The sequence below is a fragment of the Pseudomonas sp. SDI genome (assembly GCF_003105155.1).
In the GTDB taxonomy this organism is placed as follows: Bacteria; Pseudomonadota; Gammaproteobacteria; order Pseudomonadales; family Pseudomonadaceae; genus Aquipseudomonas.
On sequence record NZ_QETK01000025.1, the window covers coordinates 35,324 to 61,713 of the forward strand.

Annotated in this window: 21 protein-coding genes and 1 pseudogene; 8 read left to right on the forward strand and 14 right to left on the reverse strand. The window is 64.5% G+C overall.

Annotated features, from left to right (window positions below; translation table 11 throughout):
* Window positions 1-22 precede the first annotated feature (22 nt).
* The 4 genes from DCO48_RS16850 (at window position 23) to DCO48_RS16865 (ending at window position 6,370) form a co-directional block, all read left to right on the forward strand.
* Entirely contained in the window at window positions 23-1,264 is a 1,242-nt protein-coding gene (locus tag DCO48_RS16850) for an exonuclease SbcCD subunit D C-terminal domain-containing protein (RefSeq protein ID WP_116551751.1), read from the forward strand.
* Window positions 1,261-4,908, forward strand: a complete 3,648-nt coding sequence (locus DCO48_RS16855) for an AAA family ATPase (RefSeq protein WP_116551752.1) — start codon at window positions 1,261-1,263, stop codon at window positions 4,906-4,908. Before DCO48_RS16850 ends, DCO48_RS16855 begins: the two co-directional genes overlap by 4 nt.
* Window positions 4,905-5,498: a glutathione S-transferase gene (locus DCO48_RS16860; protein ID WP_116551753.1), complete on the forward strand. Its 594-nt coding sequence runs from the start codon at window positions 4,905-4,907 to the stop codon at window positions 5,496-5,498. Before DCO48_RS16855 ends, DCO48_RS16860 begins: the two co-directional genes overlap by 4 nt.
* A gap of 149 nt (window positions 5,499-5,647) precedes the next feature.
* Entirely contained in the window at window positions 5,648-6,370 is a 723-nt protein-coding gene (locus DCO48_RS16865) for a ribonuclease (protein WP_116551754.1), read from the forward strand.
* Window positions 6,371-6,419: 49 nt separating this feature from the next.
* Here DCO48_RS16865 and DCO48_RS16870 read toward each other — a convergent pair whose 3' ends face one another.
* The 11 genes from DCO48_RS16870 to DCO48_RS16920 all read right to left on the reverse strand — a co-directional run bounded on the left by DCO48_RS16870 (window position 6,420) and on the right by DCO48_RS16920 (window position 18,453).
* Entirely contained in the window at window positions 6,420-6,599 is a 180-nt protein-coding gene (locus DCO48_RS16870) for a hypothetical protein (protein ID WP_116551755.1), read from the reverse strand.
* A gap of 122 nt (window positions 6,600-6,721) precedes the next feature.
* A complete protein-coding gene (locus tag DCO48_RS16875; protein ID WP_116551756.1) occupies window positions 6,722-7,861 on the reverse strand; it encodes a lactonase family protein in 1,140 nt (379 codons plus the stop codon).
* Window positions 7,827-8,123: a DUF5629 family protein gene (locus DCO48_RS16880; RefSeq protein ID WP_116551757.1), complete on the reverse strand. Its 297-nt coding sequence runs from the start codon at window positions 8,121-8,123 to the stop codon at window positions 7,827-7,829. The genes DCO48_RS16875 and DCO48_RS16880 overlap by 35 nt, the downstream gene beginning before the upstream one ends.
* A 131-nt stretch (window positions 8,124-8,254) precedes the next feature.
* Window positions 8,255-10,639 carry an RND family transporter gene (locus DCO48_RS16885; RefSeq protein ID WP_371919521.1) on the reverse strand — a complete coding sequence of 795 codons (2,385 nt, stop codon included), beginning with the start codon at window positions 10,637-10,639 and terminating at the stop codon, window positions 8,255-8,257.
* 14 nt (window positions 10,640-10,653) lie between these two features.
* Window positions 10,654-11,718, reverse strand: coding sequence for a WD40/YVTN/BNR-like repeat-containing protein (locus tag DCO48_RS16890; protein ID WP_371919520.1), 1,065 nt, complete (start codon window positions 11,716-11,718; stop codon window positions 10,654-10,656).
* Between the two features lie 235 nt (window positions 11,719-11,953).
* On the reverse strand, window positions 11,954-14,611 hold the full coding sequence (pepN, locus tag DCO48_RS16895; protein WP_116551760.1) for an aminopeptidase N: 2,658 nt from the start codon (window positions 14,609-14,611) through the stop codon (window positions 11,954-11,956).
* A gap of 12 nt (window positions 14,612-14,623) precedes the next feature.
* Window positions 14,624-15,454, reverse strand: coding sequence for a DUF2797 domain-containing protein (locus DCO48_RS16900; RefSeq protein WP_116551761.1), 831 nt, complete (start codon window positions 15,452-15,454; stop codon window positions 14,624-14,626).
* Window positions 15,451-15,711: a YeaC family protein gene (locus DCO48_RS16905; RefSeq protein ID WP_116551762.1), complete on the reverse strand. Its 261-nt coding sequence runs from the start codon at window positions 15,709-15,711 to the stop codon at window positions 15,451-15,453. The genes DCO48_RS16900 and DCO48_RS16905 overlap by 4 nt, the downstream gene beginning before the upstream one ends.
* A gap of 14 nt (window positions 15,712-15,725) precedes the next feature.
* Window positions 15,726-16,595 carry a rhomboid family intramembrane serine protease gene (locus DCO48_RS16910; protein ID WP_116551763.1) on the reverse strand — a complete coding sequence of 290 codons (870 nt, stop codon included), beginning with the start codon at window positions 16,593-16,595 and terminating at the stop codon, window positions 15,726-15,728.
* Entirely contained in the window at window positions 16,592-17,563 is a 972-nt protein-coding gene (locus tag DCO48_RS16915; protein ID WP_116551764.1) for a metallophosphoesterase, read from the reverse strand. The genes DCO48_RS16910 and DCO48_RS16915 overlap by 4 nt, the downstream gene beginning before the upstream one ends.
* Window positions 17,563-18,453: an NAD(+) kinase gene (locus DCO48_RS16920; RefSeq protein ID WP_116551765.1), complete on the reverse strand. Its 891-nt coding sequence runs from the start codon at window positions 18,451-18,453 to the stop codon at window positions 17,563-17,565. Before DCO48_RS16920 ends, DCO48_RS16915 begins: the two co-directional genes overlap by 1 nt.
* Before the next feature lie 134 nt (window positions 18,454-18,587).
* Between DCO48_RS16920 and DCO48_RS16925 the strand changes: the two genes are divergently transcribed.
* Window positions 18,588-19,532 carry a DUF1853 family protein gene (locus tag DCO48_RS16925; RefSeq protein WP_116551766.1) on the forward strand — a complete coding sequence of 315 codons (945 nt, stop codon included), beginning with the start codon at window positions 18,588-18,590 and terminating at the stop codon, window positions 19,530-19,532.
* A 263-nt stretch (window positions 19,533-19,795) separates the two neighbouring features.
* On the opposite strand, the gene DCO48_RS16930 is transcribed toward DCO48_RS16925, so the two are convergent.
* Window positions 19,796-21,082, reverse strand: coding sequence for an arsenic transporter (locus DCO48_RS16930; protein WP_116551767.1), 1,287 nt, complete (start codon window positions 21,080-21,082; stop codon window positions 19,796-19,798).
* Window positions 21,083-21,243: 161 nt separating this feature from the next.
* Here DCO48_RS16930 and DCO48_RS16935 point away from each other — a divergent pair, with 161 nt between their 5' ends.
* A complete protein-coding gene (locus tag DCO48_RS16935; protein WP_116551768.1) occupies window positions 21,244-21,792 on the forward strand; it encodes a cytochrome b in 549 nt (182 codons plus the stop codon).
* Here the strand turns inward: DCO48_RS16935 and DCO48_RS16940 are convergent.
* Together DCO48_RS16940 and DCO48_RS16945 are read right to left on the reverse strand one after the other, a co-directional pair.
* Complete coding sequence (locus tag DCO48_RS16940; protein WP_116551769.1) at window positions 21,789-22,694, reverse strand: 1-aminocyclopropane-1-carboxylate deaminase/D-cysteine desulfhydrase; 906 nt, start codon at window positions 22,692-22,694, stop codon at window positions 21,789-21,791. The genes DCO48_RS16935 and DCO48_RS16940 overlap by 4 nt on opposite strands.
* A gap of 93 nt (window positions 22,695-22,787) precedes the next feature.
* Entirely contained in the window at window positions 22,788-24,824 is a 2,037-nt protein-coding gene (locus DCO48_RS16945; protein WP_116551770.1) for an NADPH-dependent 2,4-dienoyl-CoA reductase, read from the reverse strand.
* Between the two features lie 226 nt (window positions 24,825-25,050).
* Here DCO48_RS16945 and DCO48_RS16950 point away from each other — a divergent pair.
* Together DCO48_RS16950 and DCO48_RS16955 are read left to right on the forward strand one after the other, a co-directional pair.
* Window positions 25,051-25,176, forward strand: a pseudogene (locus DCO48_RS16950) (OprD family outer membrane porin); the annotation flags it as partial.
* 90 nt (window positions 25,177-25,266) lie between these two features.
* Window positions 25,267-26,388, forward strand: coding sequence for a carbon-nitrogen hydrolase family protein (locus DCO48_RS16955; protein WP_116551771.1), 1,122 nt, complete (start codon window positions 25,267-25,269; stop codon window positions 26,386-26,388).
* Window positions 26,389-26,390 lie beyond the last annotated feature (2 nt).

Genomic DNA, 26,390 nt, shown 5'->3' on the forward strand with positions numbered 1-26,390 from the left:
CTGCCCCCCCACAGGACTCCCAATGCGTCTGTTTCACACCTCCGACTGGCACCTGGGACAAACCCTGCATGGCCAGGAACGCGACTTCGAACACGCCTGCTTCCTCGACTGGCTACTCAGCCAGCTCAACCTGCGCCAGCCCGACGCCCTGCTGATCGCCGGCGATATCTTCGACACCGTCAACCCGCCGGTCAAAGCCCAGGAACGCCTCTACGACTTCATCGTCCAGGCCCACGAGCAGCAGCCCAAGCTGACCATCGTGATGATCGCCGGCAACCACGACTCCGGCTCGCGCATCGAACTGCCCGCCGCACTCATGCGTCGTCTGCGCACCCACGCCATCGGCCGCGTGCAATGGCTCGACGACGGCGTGCTCGACAGCGAGCGCCTGCTGATCCCGCTGACCAACAGCAAAGGCAAGACTTGCGCCTGGTGCCTGGCCCTGCCCTTCCTGCGCCCGGCCGAAGTCACCGGCGCCGCCCTTGGCGACGACTACCTGCGCGGCATCGCCCAGGTCCATGAACGGCTGATCGCCGCCGCCGTCGAACGGCGCAACGCCGGCCAGGCACTGATTGCCGTGAGCCACGCGCACCTGGCCGGCGGCTCGGTCTCGGAAGACTCCGAACGCAGCCTGATCATCGGCAACGCCGAAGCCCTGCCGGCCAGCCTGTTCAGCAAGGACATCGACTACGTCGCCCTCGGCCACCTGCACAAGCCACAACGGGTCAACCGCGAAGAGCGCATCCGTTACAGCGGCTCGCCGATCCCGCTGTCGTTCTCCGAGATCGACTACAAGCACCAGATCCTCGAAGTCGAGTTCGACGGCGCCAACCTGGCCAGCATCGAACCACGCCTGGTGCCACGCGCCGTGCACCTGCAACGGCTCGGCCCGGCGCCGCTGACCGAGGTGCTCGAACAACTGGCCGAATTGCCGGTGGTCGACCTGCTCGAAGACCCGCAGCGCCAACCCTGGCTGGAGGTGCGCGTGCGTCTCGACGAACCGCAACCCGACCTGCGCCTGCAAATCGAAGCAGCGCTCAACGGCAAGGCCGTGCGCCTGGTGCGCATCGCCGCCGAGTACGCCGGGCGCGCTGCCGCCGATGGTGACGACGCGTCAGCACTGGTGGAACTGGGCCAGTTGACCCCGCACGAGCTGTTCGGCCGCGCCTGGGAACAGGCCTACGGCAGCGCCGTGGACGAACAGACCCTGGCCGATTTCGCCCAGCTGTTGCAGGACGTGCAACAGGAAGAGGAGCAGCCATGAAGATTCTCGCCATCCGCCTGAAGAACCTCGCCTCGCTGGCCGGCCCCTTCGAAATCGACTTTACCGCCGAGCCGCTGGCCAGCGCCGGCCTGTTCGCCATCACCGGCCCCACCGGCGCCGGCAAGAGCACCCTGCTCGACGCCCTGTGCCTGGCGCTGTTCGGTTCGGTGCCGCGCCTGAGCAGCATCGGCCGGGAAACCAAACTGCCGGAAGTCGACAGCGAAATCCTTACCAGTGACCCGCGCACCCTGCTGCGTCGTGGCACCGGCAGCGGCTATGCCGAGGTCGATTTTGTCGGCATCGACGGCCACCGCTACCGCGCCCGCTGGGAAACCAACCGCGCCCGCGACAAGGCCACCGGCAAGCTGCAAGGCAGCCGCCAGAGCCTGCACGACCTGGACAGCCAGCAATTGCTGAGCAACCAGAGCAAGCGCGAGTACGAGCAACTGATAGAGGCCCGCCTGGGCCTGAACTTCGAGCAGTTCACCCGCGCCGTGATGCTCGCACAAAGCGAATTCAGCGCATTCCTCAAGGCCGACGACAAGGAACGCAGCGAGCTGCTGGAAAAGCTCACCAACACCGCCATCTACAGCCAGCTCGGCCGCCGCGCCTACAGCAAGAGCAAGGCAGCCGAAGACGCGCACAAGGCGCTGGTCGAACAGGCCAGCGGCATTACCCCGCTCAGCGCCGAGGAACGCGCCGAGCTGGATGCGCAGTACAGCGAAGCCCAGCGCCTGCTCAAACTGGAGCAGGCACAGTTGCGCCAGTTCGAACTGCAACGCAGCTGGCTGGCCGAGCTGCTGCAATTGCAGGAGCAGCTGCGCACCGCTAACGAAGACCTGCACAGCGCCCAGCAGCATTGGCAGCAACTGGCGGGCGAGCGCCTCAACCTCAGCCGTCTGGAGCAACTGGCGCCGCAGCGCCATCAGTTCGCCCGGCAACTGGAACTGGCCGCCCAGCTCACCCCGCTGGCCGCCGCCATCGCGGGCCAGCGCCAACAGCAGGTTGAATGGCAGGCGCGCCAGCAACAACTGGACGCCGAGTTGAGCGCCGCCAGTGCCGCGCTCAAGACCGCCATCGCGGCACAGGCCGACAGCGCACCGCAACTGCGCCAGGCATTCGCCGAACAGAACACCCTGGCTCGCCTGGATCAGGAACTGAATGCCCAGCTGGCACTGGTGCGGCAGGCCGAACAGGCCAGCAGCGAAGGCCAGCAACAGCTGCACAACCTCAACCAGCTGCAACAGCGCAACCGCGAACGCCTCGAAACGGTCGCCAATCAGCTTGCGCAAAGCGCGACACTGGCCAGCCTGGGCGACGCCTGGAACGCCTACCGCGGCCAGTTGCAGCAATTGATGCTGATCGGCAATCGCCTCAGCCAGGGCAACGACGAACTACCAGCGTTGCAGCAACGTGCCGCCGCCGCCGCGCGGCAGTTCGAGGAACAGCGTGCAGCGCTGGCCCTGCTGTTTGTCGAAGCCGCTGCCGAGCCCGAGGCACTGGCCGAACAGATTGGCCTGCTCGGCACCCTGTTGCAGGACAACCGCAAGCAGCAGCGCGGCATCGAGGAACTGGCGCGGCTGTGGGGCAGCCATCAGGAACTGGAGCAGCGCGTACTGGACCTGCGCCAGCGCCAACAGGCCGCCCAGCAGCAACGCGAGCACCTGATTGCCCAAGGCCTGCAGGGCAAGACCGAGCTGACCGCGGCCGAGCAGGCACTGAGCGTCACCCGCCAGTTGCTCGAACGCCAGCGGCTGGCCCGCAGCGCCAGCGTCGAAGAGCTGCGTGCGCAGTTGCAGGACGACCAGCCATGCCCGGTCTGCGGTAGCCAGGAACACCCCTATCACCAGCCCGAAGCGTTGTTGCAAAGCCTCGGTCGCCACGATCAGGACGAGGAAGCCAACGCCCAACGCAACGTCGACCAGCTCAAGGCGCGGCTCGACGAATTACGCACGCAACTGGGCGGGGTCAACGGCCAGATCAAGGAATACCTGCACCAACTCGAACAGCTGGGCGCACAACAGCAAGCGCTGCTGCCGGGCCTGGAAGCGCATCCGCTGTACCCACAACTTGCCGATCAGGACGCCAAGGGCCGCAGCGCCTGGCTGGAACTGCAACTGCGGCGCCTGAACGACGATATCGGCCGCGACGAGCAACGCCAGGCCACCCTGCTCAAGCTGCAACAGGACGCCGCCCGCCTGCAACAGCAACTGCAGGCCAGCAGCGAAGCCAGCCAGCAGGCCAGCCAGCACCTGAGCCAGCAGCAACAGGCACTGAGCGCCGACCAGCAGCGTCTCGACCAGGAACTGGCCGGCTTCGCCGAGCTGCTGCCAGCGGAGATTGTCCAGCGCCTGCGCGAACAACCCTCGGCGACGTTCCTGCACCTCGATCAGCAAATGGCCGAACGCCGCGAGCAGCTAGAGCGGCAAAAGGACGAGCAGGACGAGCTGAACGAACGCCAGCAGCAACTGGACAAGCTCCAGTTGCAACAGCAGGCGCGCCAGCAGAAGCAGGAAGAACTGCAACAGCAGCTCACCACGTTGACCGGCCAGCAATTGCAGGCCCGTGCAACGCTGGCCTCGCTGCTCGGCGAGCAGACCAGTGCCGAGCACTGGCAGCAACACCTGGAGCAGGCCATCGAGCAGGCCCGCAGCAGCGAAGCTGCGGTCAACCAGCAGTTGCAGGATGCGCGCACGCGCAGCGTCGAGCTGGCCACCGCGCTCAAGGCCGAGGAACAGCGTCAGCAGGCGCTGGAACAGGAAAACCAGCAGTTGCAGGCGCTGATCGGGCAGTGGCGGCAGGCGCACCCGGAACTCGACGATGCCGGCCTGAGCGAACTGCTGAGCATCGACGACGAGCAACTGACACAACTGCGACAACGCCTGCAGAACGCCGAAAAGGCCATCGAACAGGCCAGCGTGCGGGTTCAGGAGCGCGAGCAGCGCCTGCAACAGCATCAGGCCCAGGGCAATGGCGCGTTGACCGCCGAGCAGCTGGAAGCGGCGCTGGCCGAGGCCCAGCAACAACTGGCCAGCCGCGAGCACGAATGCGCCGAACTGCGCGCCCGGCAGAGCGAAGATCAGCGCCGCCAGCAGGCCAATCAGGCATTGGCCGAGCGTACCGCCCAGGCCTATGCCGAGTGGCAACGTTGGGCGCGGCTGAACGCGCTGATCGGTTCGGCCACTGGCGACGTGTTCCGCAAGATCGCCCAGGGCTACAACCTCGACCTGCTGGTGCACCATGCCAACGTGCAACTGCGTCAACTGGCCCGGCGTTACCGCCTCAAGCGCGGCGGCAGCCTGCTCGGCCTGCTGGTGCTGGACACGGAGATGGGCGACGAGCTGCGTTCGGTGCATTCGCTGTCGGGCGGGGAAACCTTCCTGGTGTCGCTGGCGCTGGCCCTGGGGCTGGCCTCGATGGCCTCCAGCACCTTGCGCATCGAATCGCTGTTTATCGACGAAGGTTTCGGCAGCCTCGACCCGGAATCGCTGCAACTGGCCATGGATGCCCTGGACGGCTTGCAGGCCCAGGGCCGCAAGGTCGCGGTGATTTCCCATGTGCAGGAAATGCACGAGCGCATCCCGGTGCAGATCCAGGTGCGGCGTCAGGGCAATGGCTTGAGTAGCGTGGAGGTCAGTGGATGATTCTGTATTCGTTCCGGCGTTGCCCGTATGCCATGCGCGCGCGCCTGGCGTTGCGCTACAGCGGCTGCGCGGTGGAGATCCGCGAGGTCAGCCTGAAGGCCAAGCCGGCCGAGATGCTGGCGCTGTCGCCGAAGGGCACGGTGCCGGTGTTGAGTGTGCAGGGCCAGGTGCTGGAGGAAAGCCTGGAGATCATGCGCTGGGCACTCGCCCAGCACGATCCGCAGGACTGGCTATTGCGCGCCGATGCAGCGGCGGCCGAACAGGCCGAGACGCTGATTGCGCGCAATGACAGCACGTTCAAGCTTCAGCTCAATCACTACAAGTACGCCGAGCGCTACCCGGCGCATTCGCGGGAGGCGTACCGGGCACTGGCCGAGGACATCCTCGGCGACCTCGACGCGCGGCTGGCGCAGCGCGACTACCTGCTGGCCGAACACCCGAGCCTGGCGGATGCGGCGTTGCTGCCGTTCATTCGGCAGTTCGCCGGGGTGGAACCGGCGTGGTTTGCCCAGGCGCCCTACCCGCATCTGCGGCGGTGGTTGCAGGGATGGCTGGACTCGACGTTATTCACTGCAATCATGGCGCGCTGAAAAGCATCGCCGGCAAAGCCTGTGGAGCCGACGTTGCCGGCGATCTGCCGCACAGCGGCAGGGCACCTGATATTTCTGTCAGTAGACGCCGTTGTCAATCTCACGACTAATAGGCTCTACCGCATTCATGGTGCACAGGAGTGACGTTGATGAACGCGCTTTGTTTAACCGGCTATGTCCTTTTACTGTCGTTGAGCAGTTGCACTACCGCCTTCGCACTGGATGACAACGAAGAAATCACCGACGCCAGCACAAGTAACGACTATCTGGTCTACTCGGTGACCTGGCAGCCCAGCTTCTGCGTACTGAAACCGGCAACGCCCGGTTGCGCTACACCGCCTGCAGCCTTTCTCACCCATGGCATTTGGCCGTACAACAAAAGCACTGCGGAAAAGACCAATCGTCATCCGCAATTCTGTAATACCGCGCCCAGTTGCCAAGCCGGAACGACGTGCGAGATCAGCGCCGAACACCTCACCGCAATCACCACCGACCCGCAGATTGCCAGGCTGGTAACCGCTGACCCGGCGGGCATGTTCAAGCATGAATGGAAAAAGCACGGCACCTGCTCGGGCAAGCTCGATACCGACTATTTCCAGGACATCGTCAAACTGCGCAAGGTGGTGAAATTCAAGAACAACCAACGTGAACAGGCGTTCAATACCTGGGTTGGCGGCAGTGTCGATTTCGCCACGCTTAAAGAGGCATTTCCGAGCAATACCTCGTTCCGCTGCTTTGTCAAAGACGACAAACAATACCTGCACGAAGTGTTCTACCTGATCACCGCCGATGGCCAACCGTACGAGAATGACCCAACGCTGCAAATCGGTATTACCTGCCAGCAACAGCCGACCTTTATTCCAGGCGCGTAAATATTGCCACGGCGACCGCCAACGGCCGCCGTGGCCCTAGCCAAGGCTCTCAATGCTGGCCTTTATGATCCAGCGCCGCATAGAAATTCGCGCTCTGCTGCAAATATTTCTGGGTATAGCTCGGTGTCGCCGACTTGCGTTCCTCGACCTGCACCTGGGCGCCCGCAGGCAGCACAACCGAAGCAGAGATGGCGGAGGCGGCGATGACCGAGAAAAGATTGAAGTTCATGGCATTGACCTCGAAGTCGGAAGTTTGAAGTGGCCGTCTGCGGCCGTGAAGCAAACTTACGCCCGCCACCCCCGCGCTGAAAAATTCATTGCGGCAGTAGCGGATATCAAGGCAATTGATACTTAGTCGATGAACTTCAGGTCCGACGGTGCCGGCTGATCCAGCACCTGCAGGGTCTTGCCGAGCAGCCCGTTCAGCGGGTCGCGTTTGATCACCAGCAGTTGGTTGCTCTTCTGATTGGCGATCAACACGTAGCCCTGGCTCGGGTCCAGGGCAAACTCGCGCGGGTGATCGCCCTCCACCGACCGTCGTTGCAGAAACTGCAAGCTGCCATCCTTGGGGTTGACCACGAACACCACCAGTTCGTTGGCGGTGCCGCGATTGCTCACATACAGGAAGCGCCCGTCGGCGGACAAGTGCAAGGCCCCGGCGGCCTTGGCCGCGGCGTCCGGCTGGTCGGTCAGCTCGACCAGCTGGCGCTGCACCAGGGTGCCGCCACGGTAGTCGAACACGGCCACCTGGGCGCTCATTTCCAGGGTCAGGTAGGCCTGTTTGCCATCGCTGGAGAACAGCAGGTGGCGTGGCCCGCTACCGGCTGGCAGGCTCACCGAAGCTGGAGTGGCCGGGCTCAGCGGAGCCTTGGGGTTGTCGCCGTTGTAGCGGTAGATGAACACCCGGTCGGCGCCCAGGTCGCTGGCAAACACATAGCGCCCGTCGCGCGACGACACCACCGAATGCACATGCGGCCCGGCCTGACGCTCAGGGTTAACCTTGCTGGCCGGATGCTGCAACTGCTGCACCGGTGCCGACAGCCGGCCATCGGCGGCCACCGGCAGTACGCTCAGGCTGCCGCCCGGATCGGGCTGCACGCCATAGTTGGCCACGAACAGGAAGCGCCCGTCGTGGCTGAGGCTGGAATGGGTCGGCTCATCGCCGTGGCTGCTGACCTGGCTGAGCGGGCTCAGTTGATAACCGGCCGGGGCGAGGCTGAAGCTGCTGACTTCGCCCTTGCCGGCACCGTTTTCGTTGACCACGAACAGCTGGCGGTGATCGGCCGAGAGGGTCAACCAGGACGGATTGCGGCTGTTGAGCACCTGCAACGGAGTCGTATCGAGCCTGCCGCTGATGCTGTCGAAGCGGTAGCGGTACAGGCCTTCGCTGGCGCCGTCGGTGTAGCTGCCCAACAGCAGTTGGTGGCTGTGGGCCGGGGTGGTCAACAGCATGGCACTAGCGGTCAGCAGTATCGTCAGCAGGTGCGTCATGGTCTTCTTGGTCTTCGTCCGGGGCGCGGAAGGCGCTCATCAAGACTAGACGATGCTCGCCCTGCTCGGTGTCGATCAACCAGTCCTGGCCATCGGCACGCGCCTGGTCGAGCTGGGCCGGGCTGAAGCTCCAGCGCTTGAGCGCGCGGCCATCCATCAGTTCGATGTGCAGGCCGGTGGCGTCGTGGGTGAATTCGAAGGCGTGCAAACCGTCGATCAGGAGCATGTCGCAGGTGTGCAGGGCTTGGCTAAGGGTGGTCATGGGCGAGGATCTGGTTCCGGCAGGAAAGCCGGGATGATACCTCAAAAGCAGCGCGGGACGAGCCCGCTCCCAGAGGGGTGTAGGTGATCCCTCTGTAGGAGCGGGCTCGTCCCGCGATGCAGACACCTCGGTTAGTGGGCGAAGATCGACCCGCCCTGCTTGCCCGCCAGTTTCTCCGGCTTGATCAGGAACCGCGCCAGGGCCGGCAACAGCCACAGCGCACCGAACATGTTCCAGAGCAGCATGAAGGTCAGCATCAGGCCCATGTCGGCCTGGAACTTGATCGCCGAGAAGATCCAGGTACACACACCGATCGCCAGGCACAGGCCGGTGAACAGTACCGCTTTACCGGTGGACTTCAGGGTCTGGTAGTAGGCCTCCTGCAACGGCATGCCGGCACGCAGGAAACTTTCCAGACGGCTGTAGATGTAGATGCCGTAGTCGACACCGATACCCACCCCCAGCGCCACCACCGGCAAGGTCGCCACCTTCACCCCGATGCCCATGAAGGCCATCAGCGCGTTACCCAGCACCGAGGTCAGCACCAGCGGCAGGACGATGCACAGGGTCGCGGCAAACGAGCGGAAGGTGATCATGCACATCACCGCCACACAGATGTACACCAGGATCAGGATGGTCAGCTCGGCCGACTTGATCACCTCGTTGGTGGCCGCCTCGATCCCGGCGTTACCGGCTGCCAGGAGGAACTCCAGGCCGTCCTTGTTGTGCTCGTCGGCGAAGGTTTTCACCGCGTTTACCACGCGGTCGAGGGTCTCGGCCTTGTGGTCGTTGAGGAACACCAGCACCGGTGCCAGCGAGCAGTCGGCGTTGTATAGGCCGTCGGCACGCGAGATCGAGCTGTTGAGCACATCCGGGTTACGCGACAAGGTCTCCCATTTCAGGTTGCCCTCGTTCATGCCCTTGATCATCTGCTTGGACACGGTCACCAGCGAGATCGCCGACTGCACGCCCGGGGTGTTCTCCATCTTCCACATCAGCTCGTCGATCGGCGCCATGGTCGGGTACACCGAGCAGCCTTCGCTCTGGGTCTTGACCATCACCACCAGCACATCGGAACTGGTCGAGTAGTTGCCGATAATGAAGCTGTTGTCCTGGTTGTAGCGCGAATCCGGGCGCAGCTCCGGCGCGCCTTGGTCGAGGTCGCCGATCTTCAGGTTCTGGCTGTACCAGAGGCCGCCACCAAAGGCGAGCAAGGCCAGCACGACGGACACCGGTGCCACCTTGGCACTGGCGAAGTTCGACAGCAGGCGCCAGAACGGATGTTCACGGGTTGCGTCCTTCTTGCTGCGCTCAATGGCCTTTTTGCTGATGCCGACATAGGAGATCGCTACCGGTAGCAGGATCAGGTTGGTGAAGACGATCACCGCCACGCCGATCGAAGCGCCGATGGCCAGTTCGCGAATCACCCCGATGTCGATGATCAACAGGGTAATGAAGCCCACCGCGTCGGCGAGGATAGCGATCATCCCCGGCAGGAACAGCTGGCGGAAGGTGCGTCGCGCGGCGGTCAGGGCGTTGTCGGCGTCGCTGGACTGCAAGGCGATGCCGTTGATCTTCTGCACCCCGTGCGAAATGCCGATGGCGAAGATCAGGAACGGCACCAGCATCGAGTACGGGTCCAGGCCGAAGCCCACCGCGTGCATCAGGCCGAGCTGCCAGACCACCGCCACCAGGGTGGTGATCAGCACTGCGATGGTGCTGCGGATGCACCAGGTAAACCAGTACAGCAGGATCCAGGTGATGACCAGGGCGATACCGAAGAACATCGCCACCATCATCAGGCCGTCGATCAGGTCGCCGACCTTCTTCGCGAAGCCGACGATGTGGATCTTCACGTGCGGGTTCTGCGCCTGGAACTTGTCGCGGATCTTCTCTTCCAGCTGGTGTGAGAACGCCTGGTAGTCGAGCTTGACCTGTTTGCCCTGGTCCTGCGGATCGGGGTAGGACTCCAGCAACGGAATATCGATGATGCTCGACTTGAAGTTGTTCGCCACCAACCGGCCGACCTGACCGGACTTGAGCACGTTGTTGCGCAAGTCTTCGAGGCTGTCCTCGGAGCCGTCGTAGGTCTGCGGAATCACCTCGCCACCGGCAAAGCCTTCCTCGGTCACTTCGGTCCAGCGCACACTGGGGCTCCACAGCGACTTGAGGCCGGAGCGGTCGACGCCGGGGATGTAGAACACCTCGTCGTGGATCTGGCGCAAGGTCTCCATGTAGTCCTTGCTGAAGATGTCGCCGTTGGTCGACTCCACCGAAATACGCACCGTGTTGCCGAGGTTGGCCAGGTCGTTACGGTGTTCGAGCATGTTCTGGATGAACGGGTGCTCCAGCGGGATCATCTTCTCGAAGCTGGTCGAGGGGCGGATCAGCGTGGCCTGCCAGAACAGGAAGATACTCACCAGCAGGCAAATACCGATGACCACCGGACGATTGTTGAAGATCAGGCGCTCGAGCAGGGTCGCTTTGCCCTGATGGTGTTGCTGATTCATGTCGATCGACTCCCGACTGGTCATGGTTGCACCCTCTCGGCACCGGTTGCCGTGGCGGCATGCTCGCCGCCCTGGCCGACCACGATCAGGTTGCCGTCCGCCACCGCAGTCACGGCCGACAGCGCCAGGCGATCGGCGCGATTGACCACGCTGAAGCTGACCCCGTCGTCGCCGCTGCGCAGCACGGTGCCGCCGTTGCCGACTAATACCAGGCTGCCATCATCGAGAAGCGTAGCGCCTGCCAGGCCGAATTCGAGCGGGCCGCGTACCCCTTGCAGCGGGACTTGCTGCCAACTGTTGCCAAAATCGCTGGAACGGTAGAGGTTGCCGCGCAGGCCATAGGCCAGCAGGGTGTTGGCCTGGGCGGTGCCGATCACGCCGAAAAAGGTGCCTTCGTATGGGCTTTGCAGTTTTTCCCAGGTCTGGCCGAAATCGCTGGAGCGGAACAGGCTGCCTTGTTCGCCAACCACGAACAGGCCGGCGTCCTTGACCGCGGCGATGCCATTGAGGTGGAGTTGATCCGGGTTATCGAGGCGTTCGCTGATGTCTTGCCAGTGCTTGCCGCCATCGGTGGTTTCCAGGGTGGCGCCATAGGCACCGACCGCGATGCCGTGTTCGGCGTTCTGGAACCAGACGTCGAGCAGCGGCGCTTCGCGCTGCAGGTCTTCGAACTGTTTGCTCCAGGTGGCGCCGCCGTCGTCGCTGGCGAGGATCTGCGCATCGTGACCGACCGCCCAGCCGTGCTTGGCGTCGACGAAGTAGACTGCCGTGAGCAACTGCCGGGTCGGCACCCGGGCCTGGCTCCAGCTGTTGCCTTGGTCGTCGGAGAAGAGGATATGGCCACGGTCGCCGACGGCCACCAGGCGCGTGCCGGCCTTGGCGATGTCGATCAGCAGGCTGCGTTCAGCCTTGGCCGAGGTTTGTGAATAGAGGGTCTTGGTCGTATCGTCGCCTTGTGCGGCGTCGACGCTATCGGCCAGCAGCCCCATTGCCAGTGCCAGCAGGGCGCCAGTGGCCAGCGCAGTAGCGGCTGCCCTTCCACGCCGTGCCCCCTGAATGGCGTGTGCCATGACAGGCTCACTCATAGACCTCTCCCACGATTATTGTTATTTGGGTAGTGCCTGCGGGGCTGAAAGTACCTGAATAGAGCCCCGCGAATGTAGAGCTCAAGCTAACAGGCTTTGGAAATGGATGACAACGCGGTTGTCGTTATCTTTTGTTAAGACGGCCTGCAATGCATCGCGGGACGAGCCCGCTCCCACAGGGTTCGCGCAACCTTGTGGGAGCGGGCTCGCCCCGCGATTAGTCACGAGCGAAGACTCAAGCCAGGCTCTTGCTCACCACTTCGAACACATCGCTGGACAACGCACCCGAGCCACGGATCCGCTCAAGCTCGGCTTTCATCAGCGCCTGACGCGCTGCGTCGTACTTGCGCCAGCGGGTCAGCGGTGCCAATTGCCGCGAGGCAATCTGCGGGTTCAGGGCATTCAGCTCGATCACCAGGTCCGCCAGGAAGCGATACCCCGAACCGTCCGCCGCGTGGAAGTTGATCAGGTTCTGTCCGGCAAACGCCCCCACCAACGCCCGGACCTTGTTCGGGTTCTTCAAGGTGAATGCCGGATGCTCCATCAGCTTGCGCACCCGCGCCAGGCCGCCCGGCAAGGTGCTGGCGGCCTGCACGCTGAACCACTGATCCATGACCAGCGGGTTGTCCTTGAAGTGCTCGGCGAAGGTGTCCAGGGCCTTGGCACGCTCGGCCTCGAACGGCGAGTTGACCAGCACGGCCAGCGCCGTCAGGCGCTCGGTCATGTTGTCACAGGCGTCGAACTGTTCCAGGGTCGCTTCCAGCACCTGCGACTTGCCGCTGAGCATCAGGTACGACAGCACGATGTTCTGCAAACCACGCCGGGCGAAATGCTCGGCCTCGGCCACATACGCGGTTGCCCGCGATACCGCCCGGTTGGCCTGGTAACGCGCCCACAAGGCATCGAACAGCTGCGCGGCCAGTTGCTGGCGGGCGAACTCGCGGGCCGCATGAATGGCATCGACATCGGCCACTTCGCTGATTTCGGTGAGGTACGCCTCGCTTGGCAGCGAGAGCATTTCGGCAACCATCGCCGGGTCCAGTTGCTCGTTGGCCAGTACGCTGCCCAGCGCCGTCACCAGGCGCTGATCGAGGCGTAGGGCAACGCCCTGTTGATACTGACCGATCAGCTCCTGCAATACCTGCACCGACAACTGCTGGCCGGCTTCCCAGCGGTTGAAGCCATCGCTGTCGTGCTGCATGAGGAACATCAGCTGGTCGCGGTCGTACGGGAAACTCAGCTTCACCGGCGCACTGAAGCCGCGCAGCAACGACGGCAACGGCTTGGCAGCAACCCCGACGAAGGTGAAGGTCTGCTCGGCTTCGGTCACCGACAGCACCCGGCTGCTGCCCTGCGCCGCCGCTTCGCCGCTCAGGCGCAGGGCGATGTCGTTGCCCTGGGCATCGAGCAGGCCGAGCTCGACCGGAATCACGAACGGCAGCTTTTCGACCTTGTCCGGGGTGGCCGGGCAGCTCTGGCGGAAGCTCAGGCTGTAGGTTTGCGCAGCGCTGTCATACGCCTCGCTAACCTGCAAGCGCGGCGTACCAGCCTGGCTGTACCAGCGTTTGAACTGGCTGAGGTCGACACCGTTGGCATCTTCCATGGCCTTGATGAAGTCGTCGCAGGTGACTGCCTGGCCGTCATGCCGCTCGAAGTACAGGTCGCTGCCCTTGCGGAAGCCCGCGTTGCCGAGCAGGGTACGCACCATGCGCACCACCTCCGAACCCTTCTCGTACACGGTCAGGGTGTAGAAGTTGGAGATTTCGATAAAGCTGTCGGGACGCACCGCGTGGGCCATCGGCCCGGCATCTTCGGCGAACTGGTGGGTACGCAGGTAGGCTACGTCCTCAATGCGCTTGACCGTGCGCGAGTTCATGTCGGCGCTGAATTCGGCGTCGCGGAACACCGTAAAGCCTTCCTTGAGCGACAGCTGGAACCAGTCGCGGCAGGTCACGCGATTGCCCGACCAGTTGTGGAAGTATTCGTGGGCGACCACCGCCTCGACGCGCTGGTGCGCGGCATCGGTGGCGGTTTCGGCGCGGGCCAGCACGCAACTGGAGTTGAAGATGTTCAGGCCCTTGTTTTCCATGGCGCCCATGTTGAAGTCGTTGACCGCGACGATCATGAAGATGTCCAGGTCGTACTCGCGGCCATAGACTTCTTCGTCCCAGCGCATCGACTTCTTCAGGCTGGTCATGGCGTGGCTGCACTTGTCGATGTTTTCTGGCTCGACATAGATGCGCAGGGTCACGTCGCGCCCCGACTGACGGGTAAAGGTGTCTTCGATGCACCACAGGTCGCCCGCCACCAGCGCAAACAGGTAGGCCGGTTTCATGAACGGGTCTTCCCAGGTGGCCCAGTGCCGACCGTCGGTCTGCGGGCCGCTGCCCACCGGGTTGCCATTGGACAGCAGCACCGGATAGCGATGCTGCTCGGCGATCACCGTGGTGGTGAAGGTGCTCATCACGTCCGGACGATCGAGGTAATAGGTGATCTTGCGGAAACCCTCGGCCTCGCACTGGGTGCAGAACATGCCGCCGGACTTGTACAGGCCTTCGAGGGCGGTATTGCGCTCCGGGTGGATCTTCACGCTGGTGTCCAGGGTGAAGCACGCGGCGGTCGGCTGCAGGGTCAGGTGGCTGTCGCTGAGCTGGTACTCGCCAGCCGCCAGCTCGCGATTTTCCAGCGCGACGCTGAGCAGTTCGAGTTGCTGGCCGTCGAGCACCAGCGGCGGCAAGTCAGCGCCGCGCGCCGGGTTGCGGCGCATGAGCAACTGCGCATGAACCAGGCTGTAATCCTCGAACAGCTCGAAGGTCAGGTGGGTCTCGTCAATCAGGTACTCGGGCGCCTGATAGTCCTTGAGGTAGATCACTTGCGGCTGATCGGTACGCATGTGGCGGTCCTTTTACTGATGCACGGCCAGCTGGTAGGCCGTGTACTTGCGAATGTTGATCACACCGGTATCGAAGATCAGGTACTGGCCCTTGATGCCCAGCAGGGTGCCTTCGGCCACGGGATTCTTGTCCAGGTTGAAGCTGGCGATCTTGCTCGGATACGCCTCGACCGGATAGCGGATTTCGACGGGCTCGGCGTCAGTCAGCGGCTGGATCGCCTGTAGGCCGAATCGCTCCTGCAATGCCTTGAAACCTTCGCCACAGCTGTCGAACAACTGCTCGCGCACCGCCACCAGGTCGACCGCCTCGGCCTCGCCCTTGAGCAGCGCACGCCAGTTGGTGCGGTCGGCAACCTGACTGCGGAACAGGTCTTCGACCAGCCCGGACTGCTGCCGGGTGGCCACCCGCACAATGGGCAGGGCCTGGCTGGCGCCCTGGTCGAGCCAGCGCGTGGGCAATTGGCTGGCGCGGGTGATACCGACCTTGATGCCCGACGAGTTGGCCAGGTACACCACGTGGTCGGTCATGCAGAACTGCTCGCCCCAGGACGGCTCACGGCAGGTGCCCTGCGCGTAGTGGCACTTTTCCGGGGCCATGATGCACACGTCGCACTGCGCCAGCTTGGTCATGCACGGGTAGCAGTAGCCCTGGCTGAAGCTGGTTTTGGTCTTGCGCCCGCAATGGCAGCAGTGGATCGCGCCCAGGTACTCAAGGCGCACGGTCTGACCCAGCATCGGGTTGACCGGCAGCTCCACGTCGCCCAGGCGAAACGCGTATTGCACGACCGGCGTCTCGAGACGCGCGGACATTTTACTGATGGAACCGCGGCCGACTTCGATCAATGGATCGCGTCCGACTTGAACAGGATGTTCGGCACCGGCGCCGACTTCGAGGCACATTCCTGCGGGCCCATGTAGCCGGTACGCTGCTCTTCCGGCAGGTTCTGGATTTCCCAGGCAATCACCGCCTGCAACGACAGCTCTTTCTGCTCGGTGGTGAGCTTGCGCCCGTCGGACCATTTACCGAGCTCCACCGCCAGTTTCAGGCTCTGGTAGATCTCCGGGGTGATGTTTTCGATCATTTGCGCAAAAGTGGACATAGCGTCTCCCAAAATCAAGCGAACAGTTTACGCCGGGCCAGCGCCCCGCCCAAGAGCCCGCTCAGGCAACCGACCAACAGCCCGCCGACATGCGCAGCGTTGGCGATCTGGCCGAAGCCGAGCAGGCTGACCAGGCCGGACATGCACAGCACCAGCCAGATCAGCATCATCACCAGCACGCCCTTGGGCATGCGGTACACCGGGTTAGGCGCCAGCCACTGGTACAGCCAGATATGCCCGAGCAGGCCATAGAGCACCCCGGACAACCCGCCGAACAGGCTCGGCCCGCCAAACAGGTACTGGGCGACGTTCGACACCAGGCCAAACAGCAGGCTCAGGCCAAGCATGCTCAGCGCGCCCTGGCGCAGTTCGATGCGCCGGCCCAGCTCCCAGAACCACAAGCCGTTCATCGCCAGGTGGAGGATACCGAAGTGCACCAGCATCGGCGTGATCAGGCGCCACCACTGGCCATTGCCCAGGCTTTCGGCCAGCGGCGTAAAGATCAGGTAGTCGCCCTGCACACGAAAATCGAGGAAGGTCAGCCAGCTCAGGGTCTGCCAGTTGTCGCCCAGCCCGGTGAGGCCCGCGACCAGCAGGCACAGCAGCAGGATCGCTGCGGTGGCCTTGCTCGCCCGCAACTGCCCGGCGATGCTCGGCCGGGCCGGCACGGCCGGGTCGGCGGCCGGCAGTTGGATATCGTCATTGCCCTCGGGGAAGCGCTGGTACAGCTGGCGCACGTCGTCGGCCAGCGGTTCGGACACCCACAGCACCTGCTGACCGGCCTCCTCGCTCACCCGGTGCGGCACTTGCAGGCGCCGCAGCAAGCCGACGAAGCCACTGAGATCGACACTCAGCGGCAGGCGTAGTACTTCAACCACATTCATTGACTGGCCTCCGGCCGTTCCACGTCGACCCAGACGAACTTGCGCGGGTCGAGACGGGTTTCATCATCCAGGCGATACGCCACCAGTTTTCCGTAGAGCACCGCACTGTAGTCCAGGCACGCCAGGTTGGCGCGAATCGGTGCCGGCTTGCCGCTGCGCCAGTAGTGGCCGACGAATAGCAACGGCTCGTCCTCGCCATAGCGCAGCAGGGCATTCTTCTGCGTCTTGCTCAGCGGCGCGGCGGCCACTTCGGCCGGCAGCGCGTCGGGCTGGAAGACGATGTCGCCGTAGGTCTGCGGGTCTTCTTCCCAGAACTTGGTGCGGAAGAACGCGCGGGTCAGGCCGTCGCCACCAGTCAGCGTCAGACCGTCCGGCAGGCGCATGTCGGTGCCGCGCAGCAGGCGGTTGCAGACCGTCCCGGCAAAGCTGTCGGCAATCGCCGACGCCTGGACGAAGTGCTCGTCGATGCAGCCGTCGGGGTACTGCTGGCGCAGCGGTTCGATCAGCCGCGCATCCCAGCAGGCATGCACCAGGCGGAAACGCCCGGCGTCGATGAACAGCGGCAGTTCGTAGAACCAGCCGAGGAAGTCGTGCCAGTCGCCGGGGTGCTGGGCGAACTGGCTCAGGGTTTCGTCGATCAGCCGGGCATGCCGCGGGGTGTGCTCGCGCACGAAGGCCTTGCCGGTGCCGGGCAGCGCCGGGGTGGTCCAGCCGAGCGCGTTGTATTCATGGTTGCCCATGATGCAGTGCGCCTGGCCGGCGTCGACCATGTCGTGAACGATGTGCAGGGCCTCGCGGATCCGCGGGCCACGGTCGATGATGTCGCCAAGGAACAGCGCCTGGCGCGACGGATGGCGCCAGACGCCGGCCTGACGCTTGTAGCCGAGGGCATCGAGCAGGCGCTCCAGGGTGTGGGCACAACCGTGGACATCGCCGATCAGGTCGAAACTTCGCGCTGGATCGAGCATCAGTCGCCTCCACCACCCAGACGGCTGCCCCAGCCGAGCTTGGTCCGGCAGACCTCATAGTAGTTGTGGTCCAGCGGATGGATCAGGCGCAGCTTCTGCGGTTTCTTGTTCACCGTGATGGTGTCGCCGGGAGCACAGGTGAAGTGGTTCTGGCCGTCACAGGAGACCTGCGGATAGATCTGCAGGTCTTGCGAAACGACGATTTTCAGCTCGCTGTTGCCGTCGACCACAATCGGCCGACCAGACAGCGTGTGCGGGTACATCGGCACGATGACGATGGCGTCGAGCTTGGGGTGCATGATCGGTCCGCCGGCGGACAACGCGTAGGCGGTGGAGCCGGTCGGGGTGGCGACGATCAGGCCGTCGGCCTTCTGGCTGCAGACGAACTGGCCGTCGATGTAGATCTCGAACTCGATCATCCGCGTCGACTTGCCCGGGTGCAGCACCACGTCGTTGAGCGCGTCGCCCTGGCCGATGGCTTCGCCATGGCGGCGCACTTCGGCTTGCAGAAGGAAGCGGTTCTCGACCAGGTAGTGGCCGTCGAGCACGTCGGCGACTTTGACTTCCAGTTCGTCGGGACGGATATCGGTGAGGAAGCCCAGGCTGCCGCGGTTGATCCCCAGTACCGGGATGTTGTGCCGGGCCAGGGCGCGGGCGGCGCCGAGCAGGCTGCCGTCGCCGCCAACGACGATGACCATGTCGCAGACCTCGCCGAGCAGCTTGCGCGAGGAGGTTTGCAGGCCGTGGCCGGGCAGGACGTCGGCGATAGTGTCTTCGAGGATGACGTGCAGATGACGCGCCAGCAGGAATTTTTTCAGTCGGCGGATGGTATCGAGCACCTGCGAACTGCCGAGGCGACCGATGATACCGATATTGCGAAATTGCTCCATGGGGCTCCTGCGAGGCTCTGCGGCGGTAAAAAGGCGATCTGCGCCAAAGTGTTCGATTATGGGCGAAAGGGCCGGGCAGCGGCAAACGACGGTTTTTTCCGCGGGCGCGAAGGCATCGGGGCTATGCTCGCAGGATGAATCCGTTCCCCAGCCTTGCCGCCCTGCCCCGCCAGTTGCGCCAACCCTCGGTGCGCGACCTGGCGTGGGTGCTGGTGGCGCCGCCGCTGCTGGCGCTAACGCCATGGCCGCAGCGCCATCCATTGGCCGCCAGCGACTGGGTGGCGGCGCCGGAACAGCTGCGCGACTGGCTACTGGCGCTGGACCGCGACGCCCAGCCGCTGCTGGACTGGCTGGCGCGTTCGGCCAGCCGGCGCCTGGGTTTGTATTACGAGCGGCTGTGGCAGTTTGCCTTGCAGCAGGCACCGGGGGTGGAATTGCTCGCGGCCAACCTGCCGATTCGCCAAGGCGGGCACACCCTGGGCGAGCTGGACATGCTGCTGCGCGACCGTGAAGGGGTGCATCACCAGGAGCTGGCGATCAAGCTGTACCTGGGGCCGGCGGCCGGCGACGGCAGCGATGCGGCACGCTGGCTGGGGCCCGGCTGCCATGACCGGCTGGAACGCAAGCTGGCGCACCTGAGCGGGCATCAGTTGCCGATGTCGGCGCGGGCCGAGAGTCGCACGGCCCTGACGGCGCTGTCGATCACGACGCTCTCTGCGCAATTGTGGATGGGCGGGTATCTGCTCTACCCGTGGCCGGGGCAGGCGTTGTCGCCGCAGGGCGCACACCCGGGGCATTTGCGTGGGCGCTGGGTGTATCAGCGCGACTGGCCGGCGTTTGTTGCCCTGGCTGGGCCGGGGCGCTGGCAGTTGCTGCCACGCAGTGCCTGGCTGGCACCGGCTCGCTATACAGCGCAGGCTACCTGGCGGAACGGGCAACTGGAGGAATGGCGACAGGCGCTCGATCCGCTGGCGCCGGCGCAGTTGCTGGTGCGCCTGGTGGAGGATGACGATGGCGACTGGCAGGAGCTGGAGCGGGTGTTTCTGGTGTCGGACAGATGGCCTGATCTTCCCAGCTGAAGCTGTTTATGCTGCATGAGGCACCTCTGCAGGCACTGACTCCCCAGGGGGAGCCGACACGCCTCTGTGGACGCTGACACCCTTCTGTGGCCGGCCTTGCCGGCGATGCGCTTGATCTTTTGTGTGTTTATCCATTTTGGTGGGTGCGGCTGCCCTCCAGAATGGAGATGCCCACCGAGACCCAAGCCCAAGCCAAAAAATCAGAAGCATCACCGGCAAAGCCCGCTCACACTGGGATACCTGCTCCTTCAGATGAGAACCAGCTACCCCACCGTCAACCGGACGGCCAGCGCCGCCAACGTCACCAGCAACACCGGCACGGTCAACACCACCCCCACCCTGAAGTAATACCCCCAGCCAATCTTCACCCCCTTGCGCTCCAGCACATGCAGCCACAACAGTGTCGCCAGGCTGCCAATCGGGGTGATCTTCGGCCCCAGGTCGCTGCCGATCACGTTGGCATAGATCATCGCCTCCTTCACCACCCCGCTGGCCTGGCTGGCATCGATCGACAGCGCCCCGATCAACACCGTCGGCAGGTTGTTCATGATCGACGACAGCAACGCCGTCAGCAGCCCAGTACCAAACGTCGCGCCCCACACCCCGCCAGCGGCGAACCCCTCCAGCCAGCCGGCCAGATAGCCGGTCAAGCCGGCATTGCGCAGCCCATAAACCACCAGGTACATGCCCAGCGAAAACACCACGATGTGCCACGGCGCTTCCTTAAGCACCCGCCGCGTGGCGATCGTGTGCCCGCGCGCCGCCACCGCCAGCAACACCGCGGCACACACCGCCGAAATCGCACTGATCGGTATCCCCAGCGGCTCCAGGGCAAAGCAGCCCAGCAAGAGAATCGCCAACACCAGCCAACCGGCGACAAAGGTCGCCGGATCGACGATCACGCTGCGCGGGCGGTCCAGTTGCAGCGGGTCGTAGTCGGCCGGAATATCCTTGCGGAAGTACCACAACAGCACCGCCAGGGTCGCCGCCACACTCACCAGGTTCACCGGCACCATCACCGCCGCATAGCGGTTGAAACCAATGCCGAAGAAGTCCGCAGACACAATGTTGACCAGGTTCGACACCACCAACGGCAGGCTCGCGGTGTCGGCAATGAACCCGGCGGCCATGACGAAAGCCAGGGTCGCCGCCGGCGAGAAACGCAGCGCCAGCAGCATCGCCATCACGATCGGCGTGAGGATCAGCGCCGCGCCGTCGTTGGCGAACAGCGCCGAGACCAACGCCCCCAGCAGCACGATGAAGGCAAACAGACGCCGCCCGCTGCCGCGTCCCCAGCGCGCCACATGCAACGCCGCCCAGGCGAAGAAGCCCGCCGCATCGAGCAGCAGGCTGATGATGATCAGCGCGATGAACGTGCCGGTGGCGTTCCAGATGATCTGCCAGACCACCGGAATATCGCTCCACTGCACCACCCCGCCAAGCAGCGCCAGACCGGCACCCAGTACCGCGCTCCAGCCTACGCCCAGGCCCTTGGGCTGCCAGATCACCAGGGTTATGGTCAGCAGAAAGATCAATGACGCCATCAGCATGGAACGGAAACCTTGCGTAGAAATGAAGAGAAACCGCGGATTCTAGCGACTCTCGGTTTTTTTTGACGCATCGCAGGTGTAACAATGCCAGCAACGATTAGAGTTAACCCCAGCGCCAGCAAGAGCGTACCGCCACCGACCTGAAGAAGAGGACTACCCCGATGCCCCTGACCAATACCCAGGCCCGCTATGGCAGCCTGTCGATTGCCCTGCACTGGCTGATGCTGATCCTGATGATCGCGGTATATGCCTGCATCGAATTTCGCGGGATCTTCCCCAAGGACAGCGCCGAGCGCGACCTGATGAAGAGCCTGCACTTCATGCTCGGCCTGAGCGTGTTTGTGCTGGTCTGGTTGCGCGTGGTGCTGCGTGTCGCCCACCCGACCCCGCGCATCGAACCAACACCACCGACCTGGCAGACCGGCCTGGCCCACTTGATGCACCTGGCCCTGTACCTGCTGATGATCGGCATGCCACTGGCCGGCTGGGTGATCCTCAGTGCCGCCGACAAGCCGATTCCGTTCTACGGCCTGGATCTACCGGCACTGGTGGCGCCGGACAAGGACCTGGCCAAGCTGGTCAAGGAATGGCACGAATGGTTCGGCGCGCTGGGTTACTGGCTGATCGGCCTGCATGCGCTGGCCGGGCTGTATCACCACTATGTGGTGCGCGATAACACCTTGCTGCGCATGCTGCCCAAGGGCGATTAAGCGAAACCGCGACGGCCCTGCAGACCGCCCGTGTGCAGGAAGATCAGGCGGGTGCCGGCGGCAAATGCGCCGGCCTCGACCTGATCGCGCAAGGCCAGCAGGGCCTTGCCGGTGTACACCGGTTCGAGCGGCAGAGCGGATTCGGCTTCGCATTCGGCGATAAACCGCAGCAGCGACTCGTCGACCTTGGCAAAGCCGCCACGGCAGGCGTCGTACAGCCTGTAGGCGGCGCCCGCCGGCCCCACCAGCGCTTCCACCGTCGGCGCCACGCCATGGTCGGCCGGCACGGCCAGCGCGCCATAAACCGGGTGCGCGCCCTGCTCGGCCAGTACCAGGCCGGCCAGCGTCGTGCCGCTCCCGGCAGCCAGCCACCAGCCATGGTAATCGTCCCAGCCCAACGCCGAGCGTTGCGCCCGGGCCTGGGCGACGATCTGCGCGCAACCTTGTGCACCGAGTACGCCGCCACCGCCTTCGGGCACGCACTGCCAGTGGGGATAGCGCGCCTGCCAGGGCGCCCAGAAATCGGCGCGATGACGCGCGCGGTAGCCGGCGTAACCGAGCCAGTGCAGGTGCATGCCGAAGGCTTGCAGGTCGCGCACGGTCGGAGTGTCCTGCGGCTGGCCGCGCAGCAGGCCGGCCGTGGCAAACCCGAAGCGTTTGCCGGCGGCCGCCAGCGCGTGCAGATGATTGGACCAGGCTCCGCCCAGGCTGATGATGCCAGGGGCCGCATTGGCGTAGGCCAGGTTCAGGTGTTCGAGGAGTTTGAAGGCCTTGTTGCCGCTGATCAGCGGATCGATCAGGTCCAGGCGCAGCACCGCCACGTCGATGCCGGCACGGCTTAGCCAACTGAGCTGCAGGGGTTGCAGGGGGGCTTGAGGGAAGGCGCGAACGTCGTGGAGCATGGGCTGGGCTCTGGCCACAATTGAACTGCAATTCTATCAGCCGCCAAAAGCATCGCGGGACGACTCGTCCCGCGATAAGCCCCGACCTGCCGCTTACAACTCAGCGGCCAGACGCGAGCCCTGGTTGATCGCCCGCTTCGCATCCAGCTCGGCTGCGACATCCGCACCACCGATCAGGTGCACCGACTGCCCCGCCGCCAGCAAGCCTTCCTGCAGCTCACGCAGTGGATCCTGACCGGCACAGATCACCACATTATCCACTGGCAGTACCTGCGGCTCGCCCTCGGCGATGCGGATATGCAGGCCCTGATCGTCGACGTTGAGGTACTCGACGCTGTTGAGCATCTGCACCTGCTTGTTCTTCAGCCCGGTACGGTGAATCCAGCCGGTGGTCTTGCCCAGGCCATCGCCCACCTTGGTTTTCTTGCGCTGCAAGAGGAACACCTGACGCGCCGGGGCCTGTGGCTCGGCCTTGATCCCTGCCACCCCGCCGCGCGCCTTCAGGTCGCTGTCGATCCCCCACTCCTTCCAGAACGCCTCGCGGTCCTGGCTGGTGGCCACGCCCTGGTGCACGAGGAACTCGGACACATCGAAACCGATGCCGCCGGCGCCGATCACCGCCACCTTCTGCCCCACCGGCTTGCGCTGCAACAGCACATCCAGGTAGCTCAGCACCTTGCTATGGGCGATCCCCGGAATGGTCGGCAGACGCGGCGCAATACCGGTCGCCAGGATGATCTCGTCGTAGCGGCCCTCGACCAATTGCGCGACATCCACCCGCGTGTTCAGGCACACCTCGACACCGCTGGTCTGCAACTTGCGCTTGAAGTAGCGCAGGGTCTCGTAGAACTCTTCCTTGCCCGGCACCCGCTTGGCCACGTTGAACTGGCCACCGATCTCGGCCGCCGAATCGAACAGGGTCACCGCATGGCCACGCTCGGCCGCCACCGTGGCCGCCGCCAGCCCAGCCGGGCCGGCACCGACCACGGCAATGCGCTTGACCTGGGTCACCGGCAGGTAATTCAGCTCGGTTTCATGGCAGGCGCGCGGGTTGACCAGGCAACTGGTCAGCTTGCCGCCGAAGGTGTGGTCGAGGCAGGCCTGGTTGCAGCCGATGCAGGTGTTGATCTCGTCGCCACGCCCGGCGGCAGCCTTGTTGACGAAGTCCGGGTCGGCGAGGAACGGCCGCGCCATCGACACCATGTCGGCATCGCCCTCGGCGAGAATCTGTTCGGCCACTTCCGGGGTGTTGATCCGGTTGGTGGTGATCAGCGGAATGCTCACTGCGCCCCGCAGCTTGGCCGTGACCTTGCTGAACGCCGCCCGCGGCACCTTGGTGGCAATGGTCGGGATCCGCGCTTCGTGCCAGCCGATACCGGTGTTGATGAGGGTCGCGCCGGCCTTCTCGATGGCCTGGGCCAATTGCACGATCTCTTCCCAGTTGCTGCCGCCCTCGACCAGGTCGAGCATCGACAGGCGGAAGATGATGATGAAGTTAGGCCCGACCGCCTCACGCACCCGCGAGACGATCGCCACGGCCAGACGCATGCGGTTCTCGTAGCTGCCACCCCAGCGGTCGGTCCGGTGGTTGGTGTGCGCGGCAAGGAACTGGTTGATGAAGTAGCCTTCCGACCCCATGATCTCGACGCCATCGTAGCCGGCACTTTGCGCCAGTTGCGAGCAGGTGACGAAGTCCTGGATCTGCTTCTCGATGCCCTCTTCGTCCAGTTCACGCGGCTTGAACGGGTTGATCGGCGCCTGAATGGCGCTTGGCGCCACCGATTTCGGGCTGTAGGCATAGCGCCCGGCGTGGAGGATCTGCATGCAGATCTTGCCACCGGCCTCGTGCACCGCCTGGGTGACGATCCGGTGTTTTTCCGCTTCTTCCGCAGTGCTCAGCTTGGCCGCACCGGAGTACACCCCGCCTTCCACGTTCGGGCCAATGCCGCCGGTGACCATCAGGCCGACGCCGCCACGGGCACGTTCGGCGAAATACGCCGCCATGCGCTCGAAGCCACCCGGCTTCTCCTCCAGGCCGGTGTGCATCGATCCCATCAGGGTGCGGTTGCGCAAGGTGGTGAAGCCCAGGTCCAGCGGGGCGAGCAGGTGTGGGTAGTGAGCGGCGGTCATGGGGAACTCCACAAGCTGAATCACGGAATGCGGGCACCTAGCCGGTGGCGGGGCCCGTCGGTTATCTGTGGCCGACATTAAAGCGCCAGCCATCGCGGCTCAATGATCGAAAGTGACAAGTTAATGATTCTAACGGACAGCAGGCCGCCGCTTTTCCAACAAGCATCTGCCGACACTACGGAGCAACCATGCGCACACGCTCCACGCGGTCCCTTGCCGCTCTCTCGGCGGCGCGGTAGAACAGCGCGCGTTCGATACCGTGCTCAAGGCCGGCGAGGTGTTCCCGACCACGCCGGTGGTGCCCTATCGCGACTCGCGCCTGCTGCCGGAATCGTTTCGCGCGGTGACCCTGCGGGCGCCTTTTTTATTCACGGGGAAACCCGGTACACTCGGTCCCTGATTTACGTACTGCGACACGACCGGTTGGTGAACGCCTCAAGCCATGCGAAAACTCCTGTTAGGCGCCCTGGCGCTTGTTCTCATCGCCATCCTCTGTGGCTACGGGCTGTGGACCGAACAGCGCCCGACCGGGCACTACCTCTCCGATCTGCGGGTGCAACTGGCGCTGAACGACGGCGTGCCGACCGACAACGGCAACCTGCTCGGTATCGAGCCGCTGCTCTACCCCGGCGACTACCAGAACCTCAAGCGCCTGCGCCGCAAGCTTTCCGCCTACCTGGAGCAGGCCCGCGCCCAGGGCCTGGTCAGCGAAAAAACCATCGTCGTGCTGCCCGAGCACATCGGCACCTGGCTGTGGGCGCGTGGCGAAAAGAACGAGCTGTATCAGGTCACCCGGCTCGACGAAGCCTGGCAATGGCTGGAACTGAGCAACCCGATTCGCTATGGCCTGGCCATGCTCGAGGCCGAAGGTGACGACCGCCGCGCCGACGCACACCTGCGCATGAAAGCCGCGCAGATGGCCAGCGACTATCAGCAACTGTTCGGCGGGCTGGCCCGCGAGTTCGGCGTCACCCTGGTCGCCGGCTCCATCGTGCTGCCCGAGCCGTACCTCGACAAAGGCCAGCTACGCCCCGGCAGCGGTGCGCTGTACAACAGCAGCGTGGTGTTCGCCGGCGACGGTTCGATTCTCGGCGCACCACAACGCCAGCAGTACCCGGACAGCGACATGCGCCGTTTCATCCGCCGCGGCAACGCCTACCCGCTGCAAGCGCTGGACACTCCGGCCGGACGCCTTGGCGTGCTGGTGGGCAGCGACAGCTGGTACCCGGACAACTACCAGGCGCTGGCCGCGCAGTCGGTCAACATCATCGCCAACCCGGCGTTCGTCCGCGGCAAGGGCAGTTGGCACGGGCCATGGCGCGGCAATCGCCACCAACCGCTGGCCGCCGAACTGCCGCTCAAGCCAGGCGCTGTCAGCGAGGCCGAGGCCTGGCAGCAACTGACCCGCAGCGGCGACGCCAGCGGCACGGCGGCGATGAGCGTGTTCCTGCGCGGACAGTTCTGGGAAGTCACCGGCGAAGGCCTGGGCTTTGCCCGTCGCACGGGTTTCTACCAGAGCGCCAGCGCCAGCCAGGGTGCGCGCTTACTGAACGTCTGGCTGTGAGG